16 protein-coding genes are annotated in these 16,031 nt (G+C 67.2%); 3 read left to right on the forward strand and 13 right to left on the reverse strand.

The annotated features are described in order from the left end of the window. Window positions 1-47 precede the first annotated feature (47 nt). Together ACWZHB_RS26610 and fbaA are read right to left on the reverse strand one after the other, a co-directional pair. On the reverse strand, window positions 48-1,166 hold the full coding sequence (locus tag ACWZHB_RS26610; protein WP_427904522.1) for a BTAD domain-containing putative transcriptional regulator: 1,119 nt from the start codon (window positions 1,164-1,166) through the stop codon (window positions 48-50). Between the two features lie 30 nt (window positions 1,167-1,196). Continuing rightward, window positions 1,197-2,234, reverse strand: coding sequence for a class II fructose-bisphosphate aldolase (fbaA, locus tag ACWZHB_RS26615; protein WP_427904523.1), 1,038 nt, complete (start codon window positions 2,232-2,234; stop codon window positions 1,197-1,199). A 212-nt stretch (window positions 2,235-2,446) separates the two neighbouring features. Between fbaA and ACWZHB_RS26620 the strand changes: the two genes are divergently transcribed. Then, window positions 2,447-3,103 (forward strand): DedA family protein, encoded by a 657-nt coding sequence (locus ACWZHB_RS26620; protein ID WP_427909305.1) that lies wholly within the window; start codon window positions 2,447-2,449, stop codon window positions 3,101-3,103. A 5-nt stretch (window positions 3,104-3,108) separates the two neighbouring features. After that, window positions 3,109-3,801: a DedA family protein gene (locus tag ACWZHB_RS26625; protein ID WP_427904524.1), complete on the forward strand. Its 693-nt coding sequence runs from the start codon at window positions 3,109-3,111 to the stop codon at window positions 3,799-3,801. A 1-nt stretch (window position 3,802) separates the two neighbouring features. Here ACWZHB_RS26625 and ACWZHB_RS26630 read toward each other — a convergent pair whose 3' ends face one another. The 3 genes from ACWZHB_RS26630 to ACWZHB_RS26640 all read right to left on the reverse strand — a co-directional run bounded on the left by ACWZHB_RS26630 (window position 3,803) and on the right by ACWZHB_RS26640 (window position 6,022). After that, entirely contained in the window at window positions 3,803-4,894 is a 1,092-nt protein-coding gene (locus ACWZHB_RS26630) for a glycoside hydrolase family 76 protein (protein WP_427909306.1), read from the reverse strand. Between the two features lie 131 nt (window positions 4,895-5,025). Further along, window positions 5,026-5,700: a TrmH family RNA methyltransferase gene (locus tag ACWZHB_RS26635; RefSeq protein WP_427904525.1), complete on the reverse strand. Its 675-nt coding sequence runs from the start codon at window positions 5,698-5,700 to the stop codon at window positions 5,026-5,028. Between the two features lie 13 nt (window positions 5,701-5,713). Next, on the reverse strand, window positions 5,714-6,022 hold the full coding sequence (locus ACWZHB_RS26640; RefSeq protein ID WP_427904526.1) for a DUF4190 domain-containing protein: 309 nt from the start codon (window positions 6,020-6,022) through the stop codon (window positions 5,714-5,716). A 147-nt stretch (window positions 6,023-6,169) separates the two neighbouring features. Between ACWZHB_RS26640 and ACWZHB_RS26645 the strand changes: the two genes are divergently transcribed. Beyond that, window positions 6,170-6,616, forward strand: a complete 447-nt coding sequence (locus ACWZHB_RS26645; protein WP_427909307.1) for a hypothetical protein — start codon at window positions 6,170-6,172, stop codon at window positions 6,614-6,616. A 74-nt stretch (window positions 6,617-6,690) separates the two neighbouring features. Here the strand turns inward: ACWZHB_RS26645 and ACWZHB_RS26650 are convergent, their stop codons facing one another. The 8 genes from ACWZHB_RS26650 to clpB form a co-directional block, all read right to left on the reverse strand. After that, on the reverse strand, window positions 6,691-7,701 hold the full coding sequence (locus tag ACWZHB_RS26650) for an alpha/beta fold hydrolase (protein ID WP_427904527.1): 1,011 nt from the start codon (window positions 7,699-7,701) through the stop codon (window positions 6,691-6,693). Between the two features lie 189 nt (window positions 7,702-7,890). Next, window positions 7,891-8,577: a lysoplasmalogenase gene (locus ACWZHB_RS26655; RefSeq protein WP_427904528.1), complete on the reverse strand. Its 687-nt coding sequence runs from the start codon at window positions 8,575-8,577 to the stop codon at window positions 7,891-7,893. A 1-nt stretch (window position 8,578) separates the two neighbouring features. Next, window positions 8,579-9,637 carry a beta-ketoacyl-ACP synthase 3 gene (locus ACWZHB_RS26660; protein ID WP_427904529.1) on the reverse strand — a complete coding sequence of 353 codons (1,059 nt, stop codon included), beginning with the start codon at window positions 9,635-9,637 and terminating at the stop codon, window positions 8,579-8,581. A 67-nt stretch (window positions 9,638-9,704) separates the two neighbouring features. After that, entirely contained in the window at window positions 9,705-10,268 is a 564-nt protein-coding gene (pyrE, locus tag ACWZHB_RS26665) for an orotate phosphoribosyltransferase (RefSeq protein WP_427904530.1), read from the reverse strand. A gap of 5 nt (window positions 10,269-10,273) precedes the next feature. Next, a complete protein-coding gene (locus ACWZHB_RS26670; protein ID WP_427904531.1) occupies window positions 10,274-11,080 on the reverse strand; it encodes an SDR family NAD(P)-dependent oxidoreductase in 807 nt (268 codons plus the stop codon). Between the two features lie 53 nt (window positions 11,081-11,133). Further along, complete coding sequence (locus ACWZHB_RS26675) at window positions 11,134-12,357, reverse strand: type III secretion system chaperone family protein (protein ID WP_427904532.1); 1,224 nt, start codon at window positions 12,355-12,357, stop codon at window positions 11,134-11,136. A 68-nt stretch (window positions 12,358-12,425) separates the two neighbouring features. Further along, window positions 12,426-13,256 carry a DUF5666 domain-containing protein gene (locus ACWZHB_RS26680; RefSeq protein WP_427904533.1) on the reverse strand — a complete coding sequence of 277 codons (831 nt, stop codon included), beginning with the start codon at window positions 13,254-13,256 and terminating at the stop codon, window positions 12,426-12,428. Window positions 13,257-13,319: 63 nt separating this feature from the next. Beyond that, entirely contained in the window at window positions 13,320-15,893 is a 2,574-nt protein-coding gene (clpB, locus tag ACWZHB_RS26685) for an ATP-dependent chaperone ClpB (RefSeq protein ID WP_427904534.1), read from the reverse strand. Window positions 15,894-16,031: the final 138 nt, after the last annotated feature.

Raw genomic sequence — 16,031 nt, forward strand, 5'->3', positions numbered from 1 at the left:
CGCGCCAATAAACACAGCCAGCGCGTCCCGGACTACCAAACCCCGGTCTACTTCACCGCGATAAACACCAAAACAGTTCCACCGATACGAATTACGTCCCCATCGGCCAGCAACGCCCCATTGTCGATCGGCACCTCGTTGACGTAAACCCCGTTGGCCGAGTGCAAATCCTTGATCAGCAACCCAGCCCGGCTGGGCATGATGTGCGCGTGATACCGACTGGCCTTCGGATCATCGAGCACCAGTTCGTTGTCCGTCATCCGACCGATCCTGATGCCCCCGTGCGGAATCGGCAGCGTACGCCCATCAGCGAACCGCAGATTCCCGTTCCGGATCGACTGCGGAACCTCGGTGACCGTCTCGGTCATCGCCGCAGCCACCTGATCAGATCGCCTGGCCGCCAACACATTCAACGGCTCCTGCCGCAGCACCTGCCGCTCCAGCTCGATCAGCGCCGCACCGGGATCGATCCCCAGCTCCTCGGCCAGCACCCCACGCACCCGCCGGCAAGCCTCCAACGCATCCGCCTGCCGCCCGGACAGATACAGCGCGGTGATCAACTGCCCCCACAGCGGCTCACGCAGCGGATGCTCGTTGGTCATCGACACCAACTCGCCGATCACCGAAGACGCTCGCCCACAGGCGATTTCAGCATCGACCCGCGCGGAGACAGCGAGCAACCGCTCCTCGTTCATGGCAGTGGCGAACCCGTCGGCGAACTGCAGGCCTGCCAGGTCGGCCAGTGCCCGCCCGGTCCATTCCTTCAGCGCCGCACCGAAGAGATTGGCCGCACCGGGATGGTCGCCCACGTCCAGACAGCGCGAACCCGCTTCGCGCGCACTCTCGAACCGGCCGAGATCGCAAGCGGTATCCGGGATTTCGAGCCGATACCCCGCGCCCTCGGTACGCAGCACCTGCGCCGAATCGATCCCAGCGTTGCGCATCGCCTTGCGGATGTTCGACACGAACACCTGCAGGCTGGCGGCGTAGGAATCCGGTGGGTCCTCGTTCCAGACCATCTCGGCGAGCACAGCAGAAGACACCGCGCGCCGCCGGTTGACGGTGAGCGCGGCAAGGAGAGCGCGCGGCTTGGGCCCGCCGACCGCTACCGGCTCACCGCCGACGAGCAGTCGAACGGGCCCGAGCACACGGACATCAAGACTCATGAGCTCGGGCCCCGTAGGTTGGTGCGAAAATCAGGAACCGCTGACGGAGCGACCGGCCGACTTCAGGTCGTTGCAGGCCTCGGTGACGCGCTCGGCCATCGAGGTCTCGGCCTTCTTCAGGTAGCTGCGCGGGTCGTAGACCTTCTTGTTGCCGACCTCACCGTCGATCTTCAGCACACCGTCGTAATTGCCGAACATGTGACCGGCGATCGGGCGGGTGAACGCGTACTGGGTGTCGGTGTCGACGTTCATCTTCACCACGCCGTAGCGCAGCGAGTCCTCGATCTCGGACTTCAGCGAGCCCGAACCACCGTGGAAGACGAAGTCGAACGGCTGCGCACCGGTCTCGAGGCCCAGCTTCGCGGCCGCGACGCGCTGACCCTCGGCCAGCACCTCCGGCTTGAGGACCACGTTGCCCGGCTTGTACACACCGTGCACGTTGCCGAAGGTGGCGGCGAGCAGGTACTTGCCGTTCTCGCCCGCGCCGAGCGCCTCGATGGTCTTCTCGAAGTCCTCGGGCGAGGTGTAGAGCTTGTCGTTGATCTCGGCCTCGACGCCGTCTTCCTCGCCGCCGACAACACCGATCTCGACCTCGAGGATGATGTTGGCCGACTGACAGGCCTTCAGCAGTTCCTTGGCGATCTCGAGGTTCTCGTCGATCGGGATGGCCGAGCCGTCCCACATGTGCGACTGGAACAGCGGGTTCAGGCCGTTGTTCACGCGCTCCTGCGAGATCGCGATCAGCGGACGCACGTAGGTGTCCAGCTTGTCCTTGGGGCAGTGATCGGTGTGCAGCGCGATCGTCACGTCGTACTTCGCGGCGACGACGTGCGCGAACTCGGCCAGTGCCACCGCACCGGTGACCATGTCCTTCACGCCGAGGCCCGAGCCGAACTCGGCGCCACCGGTGGAGAACTGGATGATGCCGTCACTGCCCGCGTCGGCGAAGCCCTTGATGGCGGCGTTGATCGTCTCCGACGACGTGCAGTTGATAGCCGGGAACGCGAACGAGTGCGCCTTGGCCCGGCCGAGCATCTCGGCGTAGACCTCCGGGGTCGCGATAGGCACAGCAGTGACCTCCGTCTTGTGGGGAGCAAAAACCAATTCTGTCAGGCCACACCCTAAATCAGGAAGGCGAACGAGGAATTACCCGGTGGGGCGAGGTTCACCCGCAGGGCACTCATGTCACAGATCGGACCGGTACTGTGGGGGCCGTGACTTTGCTGGCGGTATCCGATGCGGTAACGAACAACCTTGCGTTGACCCAGTTGCTGGACCCGATGTATCTACTCCAGGAAACCTGGCTCAAGAACGCGGTTCTGCCCGCCATCCTGGCGATCGTGTTCATCGAGACGGGTCTGCTGTTCCCGTTGCTGCCGGGTGACTCACTGCTGTTCACCGGCGGCATGCTGGCGGCGCAGGAGAACCCGGTGGTCTCGATCTGGTGGCTCGTGCCGTTGGTGATCCTCACAGCCTTCGCCGGCGACCAGTGTGCGTATTGGATCGGCCGCAAGATCGGTCCGGCCATCTTCAAGAAGGAAGACAGCCGGTTCTTCAAGAAGCACTACGTCACCGAGACGCACGAGTTCTTCGAGAAGCACGGCCCCAAGACCATCATCCTGGCCAGGTTCGTGCCGATCGTGCGCACGTTCATGCCGGTGCTGGCGGGTGTGTCGCAGATGAGCTACCGCAAGTATGTGGCGTTCGACATCGTCGGCGCGGTGCTCTGGGGTGGCGGCGTCACGGTCATCGGCTACTTCCTCGGCAATGTGCCGTTCATCCGCGACCACGTCGAAGCGATCTTCCTGCTGATCGTGTTCGTCTCGATCCTGCCCGCGATCATCACGGTCGGTAAGAAGATGCTCGAGCGTCGCAACGCACCGGCCGCGCCGGCGCAGAGCGGCGAGCTGGCGGCTTCGACGAACGAGACCCACTGATCCCAGTGACCGCAGTACCGTCGACCCTCGCAGTGGGCAGCTTCGAACCGCTGATCTCGGCAGGCCCCGCTGTGGTCTGGTCGGTGGTCCTGGTTTTCGTCTTTCTCGAATGCGCGTTCATCATCGGGCTGTTCCTGCCCGGTGACTCGATGCTGATCACCGCGGGCATCGTGCTGGCCTCGCACGCCAATGGTGAAGCGCAGGTCTGGGCGTTGTCGGTGGGCACGATGCTCGCCGCGATCGCGGGTAATCAGGTGGGGTATGTCGTCGGGGCGCGCACCGGGCATCGCCTGGTCGCGCGTAAGAACGGCCGGTATATCAACACCAGGAATCTGGCCAAGGTCACCGATCTGCTCGAACGGCACGGGTTCCTCGCGGTGCTGGTGGCCCGGTGGATTCCGTGGGTGCGCACACTGTGCCCGATGGTGGCGGGCGCGGCCGGGATGGATCATCGGCGCTACACCGTGGCCAGCACGCTCGGCGCGATCATCTGGGCGCCGGTGCTGTTGTTGATCGGGTATTACGCGGGCGAGTTCCTCGAGCAAGTGCCGTGGCTGATGCCCGCCGTGATCGGCACGCTGATCGTCGGTCTGGTCATCGGCACCGTCCTCGGCATCCGGCATTACCGCCAGGAGATGGCGAAGCCGATCGAAGACTACGATCTCGAGCCGAGCATCGCGGTCGAGTCCGAGCGCTGAGCTACAGTCCGGCGGCGGTCACCTGGTAGGCCGCTTCCATCAGCATCCAGCCCGATAACTGCACCGATAAATCGCGTTCCGGCACGGCCGAGGCCGTCACCGAACCGCCTGCGGTGAACTTGCCCGCGCCCGCCGTACCGCCGGGCAGTCTGGCCGGTTTGCTCCAGTCGAACCCGAACAGCGGCTCGCCTTCGAACTCGAGTCGATTGGCCCAGGCAGCGGTCGCCGAGGCCTTGACGATGGCCGCGGCGGTGCGCCGGTCGGTCTCGGCCTGCCTGCCCGCACCGGGCAGCATCAGGGCGACCACCGCGAGGTAGCGCGCCAGCACGCCGTTGAACAGGCCGCCGTCACCGCCGCCACCACCGTTGATCACCAGCCGGGTGGTCAGGTGTTCTTCCACCGCGGCCAGCAGTCTGCTGACCCGTTCGATGTGGCGTTCGTCGTCGTCGGTGTGCACGGCAAGCTCGGCTTCCAGACCGAGTACGACGCCCTGGCAGTAGCTGAAAACGGGACGTTCGATCTCGCCGGAGGGTAGGTGGATGCCGTCGAGGATCAGGCCGGATTCGGGGTCACGCAGGGTCGCGTCGATCCAGTCGGCCATCTCTCGCGCGCGCTCCACCCGGCCGAGGCGCAGGAGTGCGATGCCGGCGGGGCCGTTGGCGGGGGCGTTGAAGAAGTCCGATTTGATCCGCCACGGAATGCCGCCGCCGACCTCGGGCGCCCACGCGCCGTAGAGCTTCTGCTCGAGGGCGAGCAGACCGGTGCGGGCCGAGGTGAGTTCCTGGGTGCGCTCGGCGCGTTCCAGGGCGATGGCCAGCCAGGCCATGTCGTCGTAGTAGCGGTTGGTCCAGCCGGTGATGTTGCGCAGCCGGATGCCGCGCGCGATCGCGCCGATGCGCCTGCGCCGGGCGGGGGTGGGGACGCGATTGGCGGCGTCGACCGCGACGTCGAGCAGGTGCGCCTGCCACCAGTAGTGCCACCCCGCGAAGGCCCGTTCGCGGCGGGTGGCGGGCCAGCCGACAACACCCAATTCGGTTCCGGGACAACCCCACAGCGTCCGCAGGTGCCGCGAGATGATCGCGGACTCGGCCATATCGGCACGCTCGGACCACAGCGCCGGAGTGGGCACGGATCCGGCGCGATCAGAGGGCTGGGGGCGCCGGCCGCTGCGCGAGGTCATGGCTCCATGGTGCCAGGTGGCACCGACATTCCGTGCCCGTTCCGTTACCAGGCAGCCGACAGATCGGCGTGTTGGCGGATCCAGGCGTGCATCGCGATGCCCGCGGCGACGCCCGCGTTGATACTGCGGGTAGAGCCGAACTGGGCTATCGAAACAGTCAGGGCTGCTGCGTCTTTCGCGTCGTCGCTGACGCCGGGCCCCTCCTGGCCGAACAGCAGCAGGCAGTTACGTGGCAGGTCCGCTGTTTCCAGTGGGACCGCGCCGGGCACGTTGTCGACGGCGACCACCGTCAAACCCTCGCGGGCGGCGAATTCACGCAGTTCAGCCAGGTCGGCATGATGGACGAGATGCTGGTAGCGGTCGGTGACCATGGCGCCGCGGCGGTTCCAGCGCCGCTTGCCGACGATGTGCACGGCGGCGGCGGCGAAGGCGTTGGCGGTGCGGACGACGGTGCCGATGTTGGCGTCGTGGCCGAAGTTCTCGATGGCCACGTGGAAGGGGAAGCGGCGGGCGTCGATGTCGGCGACAATCGCCTCGCGGGTCCAGTAGCGGTAGGCGTCGACGACGTTGCGGCGGTCACCCTCGGCCAGCAGGACGGGGTCGTAGCGGGCGTCGGTGGGGACCGGGGTGTCGTATTCCTGCGCCCACGGACCGAGGCCGTGCGGGTGCTCGCCCCACTCGGTCGGGCCCGCGACCTCTGGTTCATTCACCCGGGCCATGCTAGGCGGGAGGTCAGTAGCGCGCGGACTCGGCTTCCGCGCTGATGATCATGAGCGCGATACCGCCGATCATGGCGAGGAGCATGATTCCCAGCAGCGCCGTGCCGACAATACCCATGACATGACCCGCGGATGCTTGGGAGCGGCCGCCGATCTGCCCGCCTGCGGCGTCGATCTCGGCGAGTACTTTGCGGCCCTTGATCCAGGCGAACGGGGCGCAGAAACCGCAGAAGGCGAGGCCGAGGCAGCCCAGGATCAGAACTGTGGTGGCCTGGGGGTGCTCGGGCGGGCGCTGGTAATAGCCCTGCGGCGGATAGTTCATGGGCGAATCGTAGACGGGCCGGTCGCAGCGGCGCCGAACGCGCGGGCGTGGGCGCCACTCGGTGCAGGTCAGCCCGTTTCGCACATCGAAGAAGTCGCGCGGGTGCGCCTATTCTGGAGTAATCGCTTCTCTTGGGTGGTGACGGCGATGGATCATGGTCGGGTTTTGCAGGCGCTGGCGGGCGTCGTGGCGGGGTATCTGATCGCGCTCGCGGTGTGGTTGGCATGGCTGGCGCCGCACGCGGAGCCCGGTACACAGCCGTATCAGGTGATGATCATGGTCGGGTTGTTCGGCACGGCCTGCGGGATCGCGCTGACGTGGGCTTCGATGCCGACGCGGGCGGACCGGCGGTTACGCAAGCACGGGCTCGAGGGGTGGGCGCGCATCGATGGGGTGCATCCGTTGAGCCGGACCGATCACTCTAGTGAGTTGACCGAGTTCGATGTGGAGCTCACGGTGCCGGGGGCCGCGAGTTATCACGGGACGATCGTGGTGGATGTGATGCCGGTGCACAAGCCGAAAATGATTGTCGGAGAGACTGTTCCGATTCGCGTTGATCCGCAGGACCGGGATCGGATCATCCTTGACCTGTGAACACGGGCCCACCCGGATGCGACTGCGCGGGTGCGGCGGCTCCCACGATCAGCCCGCGGGCCTAGGACCAGGCGCTAGGCGGGTGCGGAACCGACCGTCTGCGGGGAGGCGGGCCGAACCGCTTGCACCGGTGCGGCTGTCGGCGTGGGTTCGTTCGACGGCGCGGGTGACGGGAGCCCGACTATCGGGCGGCCGCGGCGGAGCGTTCGTTGCCAGCGCAGTGGGTCGAAGACGGCCGGGTCGGTCTCCTCGATGAAGGAGCGGATCAGTGTCACGAAGCGGTCGGGGTCGAAGTGGTGCGGGAAATGGCCTGCGCCCGCGAAGATTTCGATCCGGCTGCCGGGGAAGGCGCGGTGGGCGCGATCGGCGTGCCCCGACGGGATGACGGTGTCGCGGGTGCCGCCGATGACCAACGTCGGGAGGTGGGCGGCGAGGTAGCCGCGGTCGAGCATGGTGATGGTTTGACCGCGGCGGTCGGCGGCGGCGCGGATGGTGCGCAGGAAGGCATTGCGGGCGCCGGAGTCGGCGAGATGGCCGTAGAGGCGGAGCACGTATTCGGCGTCGGGACCGAGGCCGAGTCCACCGAGTGCGGTGACCACCGGAACAGCAGCGGTCACCGCGGTGCGGACCGGCCAGCTGGTGATCGCCATCAGCGCCGGCCCCGCGCCCGCCAGCGTCGCGAGCCGGAACGCGGGATGCACACCCGCGCCCATCCCCGCCGGGCACACCAGCGCGATCCGCTCCACCTTCTCCGGGAACTGGTAGGCGAACTGCATCGCGACTCCACCACCGAGCGAGTGCCCGACGACGCTGATCCGCTCGATACCGAGGATGCTGAGCAGATCGCGCATGCCGTTGGCATAGGCCGCCACGGCGTAGTCGCCGCGCGGTTTGTCCGATTCACCATGACCGAGCAGGTCGGGCGCGATCACGGTGTAATGCTCGGCGAGCGCGTCGAACACGGGCGCCCACGTGCCCGAACTATCGGTGATGCCGTGGATGAGCAGCAGCGGCGGACCCGTGCCAGCTATCCGGAACGCCCGGCGATACCCGTGCACCTCGATGAACTGCGTTTCCCCGCTCATCTACGAATCGTGCGCGCGAGGTGTTGCGCCTTGACAACACCGAAGTTAGGGCCGTGTGACGTGGCGTACTGTTCCGCCTCCCCGCGATTTTGGCCAGACCCAGGCCCGGGTTACGGAGCGTTGGCGCCTTGCGATCGCGATCGAGTCGGGTTGGCTCGTACCCGACGAGTTACCCATGTACCCGCGAAATCAGTGGTCGCGGTCTTGGAAAGGCTCCGTGAGCAGGTACTGTGCCGCGGCGTAGGTCGCCAGGATGATGCCTTCGGTGATTCGGCGGGTGCGGTCGTCTCGGGCGAAGAGGCGGCGCAGGACGATCAGGCCGTCCGAGATCGTGAACAGCAAGGCGCCGACGCCGTAGCGGCTGCGGGGATCCGCGTTCGGAATGTTCAGGCCCGCAATGTTTTTCGCGTCCGGTGCGAGGGCTGGGTCCGAGGCGAGGGTTGCCGCGGTGCCCAGTGTCGCGCCGTAGGCGGTGAGCGGGAGTGCGAGGTTCGGGGCTTTGGCGCGGAGCAGACCCGCCGCGCCTGCCCAGGCCACCACTCGGGGAAGGGCGATCTCGGGGCGGGGGCGGGCGCCGCGTTTCCACCACAGGATGGAGTAGCCCGTTTGCATCACCGCGAAGGATGACGCGCCCGCGATGAGGCGGCGGTCGTTGTCGGGGTCGAGCAGTAGCACGTCGCCGACCGTGGCCGCGGCCAGCGAGCCGAGCAGCAGTCGACGTTCGTCCGGCGCGAGGTCACCGCTGCTCACCGTGTCGGCGGCCAGCAGTGGCATCAGCAGTGGCTTGGCGACCCATTGCAGGCGGTCGCGGCCGGTGACGGCACCGAACACGGTGACCGCCGCAGCCCCCAGATAAGCGGCGCGCAGCCTTCGCATGTCAGAAACTCGGTTCCTTCGGGGCGGGCGGCAGGGTGACAACCTGGCCCGCGTAACTCAGACCCGCGCCGAAGCCGAGCAGCAGCGCGAGCTGACCGCCCTTCGCCTTGCCGGTGACCAGCATTTCCTCGATCGCCAGTGGTACCGAGGCGGCGGACGTGTTGCCGGTGTTCTCGATGTCGTTGGCGATCGGGACGCCCTCGGCCAGGCCGAGGTTCTTCTTCATCAGCTCGTTGATCCGGGCGTTGGCCTGGTGCGGGACGAACACCTCGATGTCCTCTTTGGCCACGCCGGAGCTCTCGAGCGCCGCCGAGAGCGCGCGCGGCAGCGTGACCGCGGCCCACCGGAAGACCTTCGGGCCCTCCATGTGCAGCGACATCCGGCCGACGGCCTCGACCGCCGGGTCGGTGCCCTGCAGGGCCTGCGCCTTGTTCATGTACTCCAGGAAATCGACGTCCTGGGCGATGGCTTCGGCGTTCTCGCCGTCGCTGCCCCAGACCGTCGGCGAGATGCCGTTGTCGTCAGCCGGACCGACGACCACAGCGCCCGCGCCGTCACCGAAGATCATCGCGGTGCCACGGTCGGTGGGGTCGAGGCCGACGGTCATCGTCTCGGCGCCGATCACCAGCACGTAGTCGAACGAACCGGCGCGGATCAGGTCGGCCGCGACACCGAGCCCGTAGCAGAAGCCACCGCAGCCGGAGGTGAGGTCGAAGGCGGCGACGCCGTTGAGGCCCAGGTCGAAGGCCACCGACGGGGCACCGTGCGGGGTGAGCTTGAGCCAGCTCGACGTGCACAGAACGACCGCGCCGATCTTGGATCGATCGATCGGGGTGTTGTTCAGCGCGCGCTCACCGGCGGCCGCGGCGATCGACCGGATCGTCTCGTCGCCACTGATCCACCGGCGGTTGTGGATACCGGTGCGCTCGAAGATCCAGTCGGGCGTCGAGTCGAGGGTCTCGCACACTTCGGCATTGCTGACGATGCGTTGCGGGCGGTAGGCACCGATCCCGAGCATCGCAACGTTGTCGCGACCTTTGTTTACTGCAATGCTCACCACAGGTGACTCACACGTCCTTCAGACTTTCCGGACAGACCACGTCGTCGTCCGGTTCGGCGTTGTCAGGCTAGCTCAGGGCAAGATCGTCGAGCCCGAGGATCGACCGATACTCCAGTCCCTCCTCGGCGATTACCTGGTCAGCACCGGTTTCCCGGTCGACAACGGTGGCAACGCCGACCACGATGGCGCCTGCGTCGCGCAGTGCTCGTACCGCGGTGAGCGGCGAGTTACCGGTGGTGGTGGTGTCTTCGACGACGAGCACCCGCTTGCCGACGATGTTGGGGCCCTCGATCTGGCGCTGCATGCCGTGCGCCTTGGCCGCCTTGCGGACCACGAACGCGTCGATCGGGCGGCCCGGCGCGTGCATCACGGCCATCGCGACCGGATCGGCGCCCATGGTGAGCCCACCGACGGCGTCGAAGTCCCAGTCGGCGACCAGCTCGCGCAACAGCGAACCGATCAGCGGGGCCGCCTGGTGGTGCAGGGTCGCCCGGCGCAGGTCGACGTAGTAGTCGGCTTCCTTGCCCGAGGACAGCGTCACCTTGCCGTGCACGACCGCGAGCTCGCGCACGAGGGCGGCCAGCTGGTCGCGATCGGCCTTCGTGAGCGACTGACGTGCTTGGTCGATCATCTGAGTCATGTCCTTCCGCGTGCGTTGAAGAGTCCGCGATTGATGCGGGCCACCAGGGAGCGCGGGACGAACCCCGCCACCGCGGTGAGCACCTTGTACTGCACGCCGGGCACGCTGATCACCCGGCCGGAGTCCAGATCCCGCAGGCACCCGTCGACGACCTGATCGACGTCGAGCCACAGGCGCTCGGGCAGCGAACTCATCTCGATGCCCGCGCGCTGATGGAACTCGGTGTGCACGAATCCGGGGCACAACGCTTGGATGCGGACACCGGTGCCCACCAATCCTCCCGCTAAACCCTCCGAGAAGGATACGACGTAGGCCTTGGAGGCCGAGTAGGTCGACCCCCGTCCGGAGAGCAATCCGGCCACACTCGCCACATTCACGATCGAGCCCGCGCCCGCCGCGACCATCGACGGCAGCGCCGCCCTGGTGAGCTGCAGGACCGAGGTGACGTTGACGTCGAGCTGGGCTTGCAGCTGCGCGGGCTCGAGCGTCCAGAACTCGCCCGAATGCGCGAAACCCGCGTTGTTGACGAGGAATTCGATGCCACGGGCCGCTCGGGCGGCGACGCGGGCGCGGTCGTCGGGATCGGCCAGATCGGCGACGAGGACCTCGGCCGAGGTGGCGAAACGGCGGGCCAATTCGTCGGCGAGTTCGCGTAGTCGCTCTTCGTTCCTGGCCACGAGGACCAGGTCGTAGCCGAGAGCGGCGAGGCGGTGGGCGAAGCCCTGCCCGATGCCGGACGTCGGTCCGGTGATCATCGCGACGGGGCGGTGTGCGCCGGGCAGGCGCAGGGGACTATCAGACATCGCTGGTCGATTCCGGTCGACGGGGTGCCGCGACGACTACCGCGACAGGTGGATCATTTCGGTACGGGACCCTGGTACGGGCGGAAACCGGGGTGGAACGGTCCACCCGGCTGACTCGATTCCGCATCGTCGAGCGGGGGCTCGGTGCGGGGACGCGGTTCGGGCACGACGGCCAGCGAGGGGCGCTTCGGCGGTTCGCCGAGGGGGCGGCGGCCGGGGGCGGGCTGGTCTTCGAACTCAGGGTCGTCGAGGTCGGGGTCGTAGTCGGCGGGCAGCGCCGGGGCGCGGCCGCCGATCGGAGCGCGATCGTCGGCACCGCGACCGTAGGGCTCGTCGTATTCGGGCACGCGCGCCGCGCCGCCACGGGTGGCGTAGGGATCGTCGTCTTCGGGCAGACGCGCCGCGGCCCCACGTGGCACGTAAGGCTCGTCGTCTCCGGCGAAGCGAGCGCCACGGCCGCTGTCGAGTTCGTTGTCTTCGCCGAAGCGGGGCTCGTCGGCATCGAGTTCGTCGGGGCCGGGGAAGCGGGCACGGCCACGCTCTTCGGCATCGGCGAATTCATCACGGCCAGAGGCGAATTCGCGGGCGTCGTCCTCTTCGTCGTACTCGGGGCGGAAGCCGGGCGCGAGATTGGCACTCGATCGAGGGCGAGTGAACTCGTTCGGCTCGGCCACCGGGGGCAGCACGTGCAGCAGGCCTGACAACCGGAGCACCACGTCGATCGCGGTCTCCCAATCCTTGGATCCGCTACCGACGGGAAGCATGCCGAGGGTCCAATTGCCCTCGCTCCACAGCATCTGCACGGTGTCGGACAGCGACTCGATGAAGCCGACCATCCGCTGGTCTACGGCGTGGCGGGCGATCTCCGGATCGGTGGCGAACACGACCCGGTCGCCGATGGCGCCGAGCAGTTCCAGATCGTGGTCCTTGGGCGGCGATGCGGTCTTGAGCCGCATGTCTACGTCGATCTCGGAGCCGATCTGGCGGCGCACGGCCACCAGCGTCGCCGCGTCTTCCAGGTCGAAGAGCACGAACTTCTCGCCCTTGCGAATGCCGGACACCACGTCGACCGCCGAGAGGTAGCCGAGCTTTGCCAGCGCGCCACGACGCCACGTCGAGGCGAGCGCAGGCTCCACCGACACGTAGGTGTAGCCCTGGGACTTCGCCCACACCTGTCTCGCGTGTCCGGTGCGCTGGCGCTGGACCCGATCGAAATACAACAGGACGACCGCACCCACGAGTGCGATCGCTGCTAACCCGAACCACATAGCCGTCATCGTCGCCTAGCCTATCCAGCCGTCGCCGTGATTGCCCGGTAGCACCGGGGATTGGACGCGCGGGTCGCTCATCGGGGGCCGCCCGGCAACGCCGTACTGATGATGATCTTGGCGTGGATCGACCCGTCTGGGTTCTTGTCGCCCTGCACCATAACCATGTCGCCCACGGGAAGCTCGCTCGCCTTCGTGCTGGTCAGCGAGATCACCTGGGTGGCATCGTCGATCAGCACCCGAACATCGGAGCCGCCGAGGGTGCTCATGGTGATCTCGGTGCCGGTATTGGCGGTGATGCTGCCCATTGTGGCGCCGAGATCTTCGCCGCCGCCCAAGCCGGGCAGGCCGGGCAGGCCGCTCGCACTCGGCGGCGCGCCTGGAGTGGTCTGTTTCATCGTCGGCGGGACGAGAAGCTGACTCGTCGTCGGCGGCGATGCGGTGTTGTCCTCCGAAGAATTGCCACTCAGCACGAGACCGGCCAGCACGCCACCGACCGCGATCAGCGCCAGCACGCCGAGGCCAAGTGCGATCCACAAACCGGTGTGCCGTTTGGGCGGTTCCTCCTGGTCACCATCCTGCGGACGCGGCGGGTAACCAGGCGGCTGCTGCCCCTGGTCATAACCCGGCGGCGGATAGCCCTGGTCGTAACCCGGCGGCGCGGCCTGATACCCATGGCCGTAGCCGGGTGGCGCCTGGTGAGGTGGGGGTTGCGGTGCGGGATAGCCACTTTCGTAGGCGCCCCAGGCCTCGTCGTGCGGCGGCAACGCCTGCGTCGGATTCGAGGGCTGCCCCCACTCGTCGAACGAGTTGCCGCCGTACGGCGTGGTCGACTCGGGGCCCGACGAACCCAGCCGTTCGGTCGGCGCGTCGTCCGGGCGCTGCCACGGATCCTTGGGGTTCGTCATGGGCTCCAGGGTAGGACAGGCCGGTGCGTTTGGGAGGTCCCTACGCACCGGCCTGTGGATAAATCACGAGCTGTGGATAACTTCGCGTTCGACGACGAGCTTGTCGGTGGCGTCGTCGACACTCACCTTCACCGTGTCACCGTCGGCGACCGAACCGGAGAGGAGTTCCTTGGCCAGGCTGTCGCCGATGGCCTGTTGGATCAACCTGCGTAGCGGTCGCGCGCCGTAGGCCGGGTCGTAGCCGCGCACGGCGAGCCACTGCTTGGCTTCGTCGGTGACATCGAGGGTCAGACGGCGCTGGGAGAGCCGTTTCTGCAGCTGACGCAGGTTGATGTCGACGATCGACTCCAGCTGCTTGGCGTCGAGCGCGTGGAACATCACGACGTCGTCGAGCCGGTTGATGAACTCCGGTTTGAACGCGCGCCGCACCGCCTCCATCACCTGATCGCGGTCGCCACCGGCGCCGAGATTGGAGGTGAGAATGAGGATGGTGTTGCGGAAGTCGACCGTGCGACCCTGGCTGTCGGTGAGCCTGCCTTCGTCGAGAACTTGCAACAAAATGTCGAAGACGTCCGGGTGTGCCTTCTCGATCTCGTCGAACAACACCACCGAATACGGCCGCCTTCGCACCGCTTCGGTGAGCTGACCGCCCTGGTCGTAGCCGACATATCCGGGCGGCGCGCCGACGAGCCGGGCCACCGAGTGCTTCTCGCTGTATTCGCTCATGTCGATGCGCACCATGGCGCGTTCATCGGCGAATAGGAAGTCGGCCAGCGATTTCGCCAGCTCCGTCTTACCGACGCCGGTCGGGCCGACGAACAGGAACGATCCGGTCGGGCGGTTCGGGTCGGCGACACCGGCGCGCGCCCTGCGCACCGCGTCGGAGACGGCCTGCACCGCTTCCTCCTGCCCGACGACGCGTCCGGCGACCTCGGTTTCCATCCGCAGCAGCTTGGCGGTCTCGCCTTCGAGCATGCGCCCGACCGGCACCCCGGTCCACGCCGAAACCACGTCGGCGATGTCGTCGGGAGTGACCTCCTCGTTGAGCATCACCTCGCCGTCGGCCGCCGCGTCACTGGCCTGTTCGGCTGCGGCAATCTCCTTCTCCAGCGCGGGGATTCGGCCGTGCATCAGCTCGGCGGCCTTTTCGAGTTCACCGTCGCGGGCGGCGCGCTCGGACTCCCCACGCAGCCCTTCGAGCTGCTCTTTCAGCGCGCGCACCGAGTCGATCGCGCTCTTCTCGTTCTGCCAGCGGGTGGTGAGCTGGCCGAGCTTCTCGCGGTCGTCGGCGAGTTCGGAGCGCAGCTTTTCCAGGCGCTGCTTCGAAGCGGCGTCGGTTTCCTTCTCGAGCGCGAGCTCCTCGATCTCGAGACGGCGCACCGCGCGCTCCACCTCGTCGATCTCGACCGGACGCGAGTCGATCTCCATGCGCAACCGCGACGCCGATTCGTCGATCAGGTCGATCGCCTTGTCGGGCAGGAAACGCGAGGTGATGTAGCGGTCCGACAACGTCGCGGCCGCCACCAGCGCGGAGTCGGTGATCCGCACGCCGTGGTGCACCTCGTAGCGCTCCTTGATGCCGCGCAGGATGCCGATGGTGTCGGCCACCGACGGCTCGCCGACCAGCACCTGCTGGAATCGCCGCTCGAGCGCCGCGTCCTTCTCGATGTACTTGCGGTACTCGTCGAGGGTGGTCGCGCCGACCAGACGCAGCTCGCCGCGGGCCAGCAGCGGTTTGATCATGTTGCCCGCGTCCATCGCCGAATCGCCGGTGCCGCCCGCGCCGACGATGGTGTGCAGCTCGTCGATGAAGGTGATGATCTCGCCCGCGCTGTTCTTGATGTCGTCGAGCACGGCCTTGAGCCGCTCCTCGAATTCACCGCGATACTTCGCGCCCGCCACCATGGCGCCGAGGTCGAGGGAGACAACCTTCTTGTTGCGCAACGATTCCGGCACGTCGCCTTCGATGATGCGGCGCGCGAGACCTTCGACGATGGCGGTCTTGCCGACACCGGGTTCGCCGATGAGCACCGGGTTGTTCTTGGTGCGCCTGCTCAGCACTTGCACCACGCGACGAATCTCGGTGTCGCGCCCGATGACCGGGTCGAGTTTGCCCGCGCGGGCCAGGTCGGTGAGGTCGGTGGAGTACTTCTCGAGCGCCTGGTAGCTGGCTTCCGGGTCGGCGCTGGTCACCCGGCCGCTGCCGCGGACCGCGGTGAACGCGTCGCGCAGGGCCTCCGGGGTGGCGCTGTGCTTGCGCAGCAACTGGGCGACATCCGAATCACCTTCGGCCAGCCCGACCAGCAGGTTTTCGGTAGAGACGAACTCGTCGCCGAGCTCGGTGGCGAGCCGCTGGGCAGCGGTCATCGCGGCCAGTACTTCGCGGCCGAGTTGTGGTGTGGTGGTGGCGCCGGTAGCGCGCGGCAGCCGGTCGACGAGGGCGCCCGCTTCCCGTTCGACTGTCGCCGGGTCGACTCCGATGGCCTTGAGCAGCGGCGCGGCGATGCCATCGGTTTGATCCAGCAACGCCACCAGCAAATGTGCCGGACGGATCTCCGGATTGCCCGCCGCCGCGGCGGCCTGAAGGGCGGCGTTGAAGGCCGCCTGCGTCTTGGTGGTGGGATTGAACGAGTCCACGAATCTCCTTGTATGTGTCCGGTATCGACTTGTTCAACGTTCGAAAAGTTGAGTCTGTTCCGCTCAACTTCAAAAATTTTGCCCCGACTTCGGATCCGGGTTCACGCTACGCCGCGACACCACCGAAGACGACCAATC

Source organism: Nocardia sp. FBN12 (assembly GCF_054031145.1).

What these genes read in the sequence shown, in the direction of transcription:
- ACWZHB_RS26610 (WP_427904522.1), bottom strand. Translation starts at nt 1,166, where the DNA reads ATGAGTCTTGATGTCCGTGTGCTCGGGCCCGTTCGACTGCTCGTCGGC.
- ACWZHB_RS26620 (WP_427909305.1), top strand. Translation starts at nt 2,447, where the DNA reads ATGTATCTACTCCAGGAAACCTGGCTCAAGAACGCGGTTCTGCCCGCC.
- ACWZHB_RS26630 (WP_427909306.1), bottom strand. Translation starts at nt 4,894, where the DNA reads ATGGCCGAGTCCGCGATCATCTCGCGGCACCTGCGGACGCTGTGGGGT.
- ACWZHB_RS26635 (WP_427904525.1), bottom strand. Translation starts at nt 5,700, where the DNA reads ATGGCCCGGGTGAATGAACCAGAGGTCGCGGGCCCGACCGAGTGGGGC.
- ACWZHB_RS26640 (WP_427904526.1), bottom strand. Translation starts at nt 6,022, where the DNA reads ATGAACTATCCGCCGCAGGGCTATTACCAGCGCCCGCCCGAGCACCCC.
- ACWZHB_RS26645 (WP_427909307.1), top strand. Translation starts at nt 6,170, where the DNA reads ATGGATCATGGTCGGGTTTTGCAGGCGCTGGCGGGCGTCGTGGCGGGG.
- ACWZHB_RS26650 (WP_427904527.1), bottom strand. Translation starts at nt 7,701, where the DNA reads ATGAGCGGGGAAACGCAGTTCATCGAGGTGCACGGGTATCGCCGGGCG.
- ACWZHB_RS26655 (WP_427904528.1), bottom strand. Translation starts at nt 8,577, where the DNA reads ATGCGAAGGCTGCGCGCCGCTTATCTGGGGGCTGCGGCGGTCACCGTG.
- pyrE (WP_427904530.1), bottom strand. Translation starts at nt 10,268, where the DNA reads ATGATCGACCAAGCACGTCAGTCGCTCACGAAGGCCGATCGCGACCAG.
- ACWZHB_RS26670 (WP_427904531.1), bottom strand. Translation starts at nt 11,080, where the DNA reads ATGTCTGATAGTCCCCTGCGCCTGCCCGGCGCACACCGCCCCGTCGCG.
- ACWZHB_RS26675 (WP_427904532.1), bottom strand. Translation starts at nt 12,357, where the DNA reads ATGACGGCTATGTGGTTCGGGTTAGCAGCGATCGCACTCGTGGGTGCG.
- ACWZHB_RS26680 (WP_427904533.1), bottom strand. Translation starts at nt 13,256, where the DNA reads ATGACGAACCCCAAGGATCCGTGGCAGCGCCCGGACGACGCGCCGACC.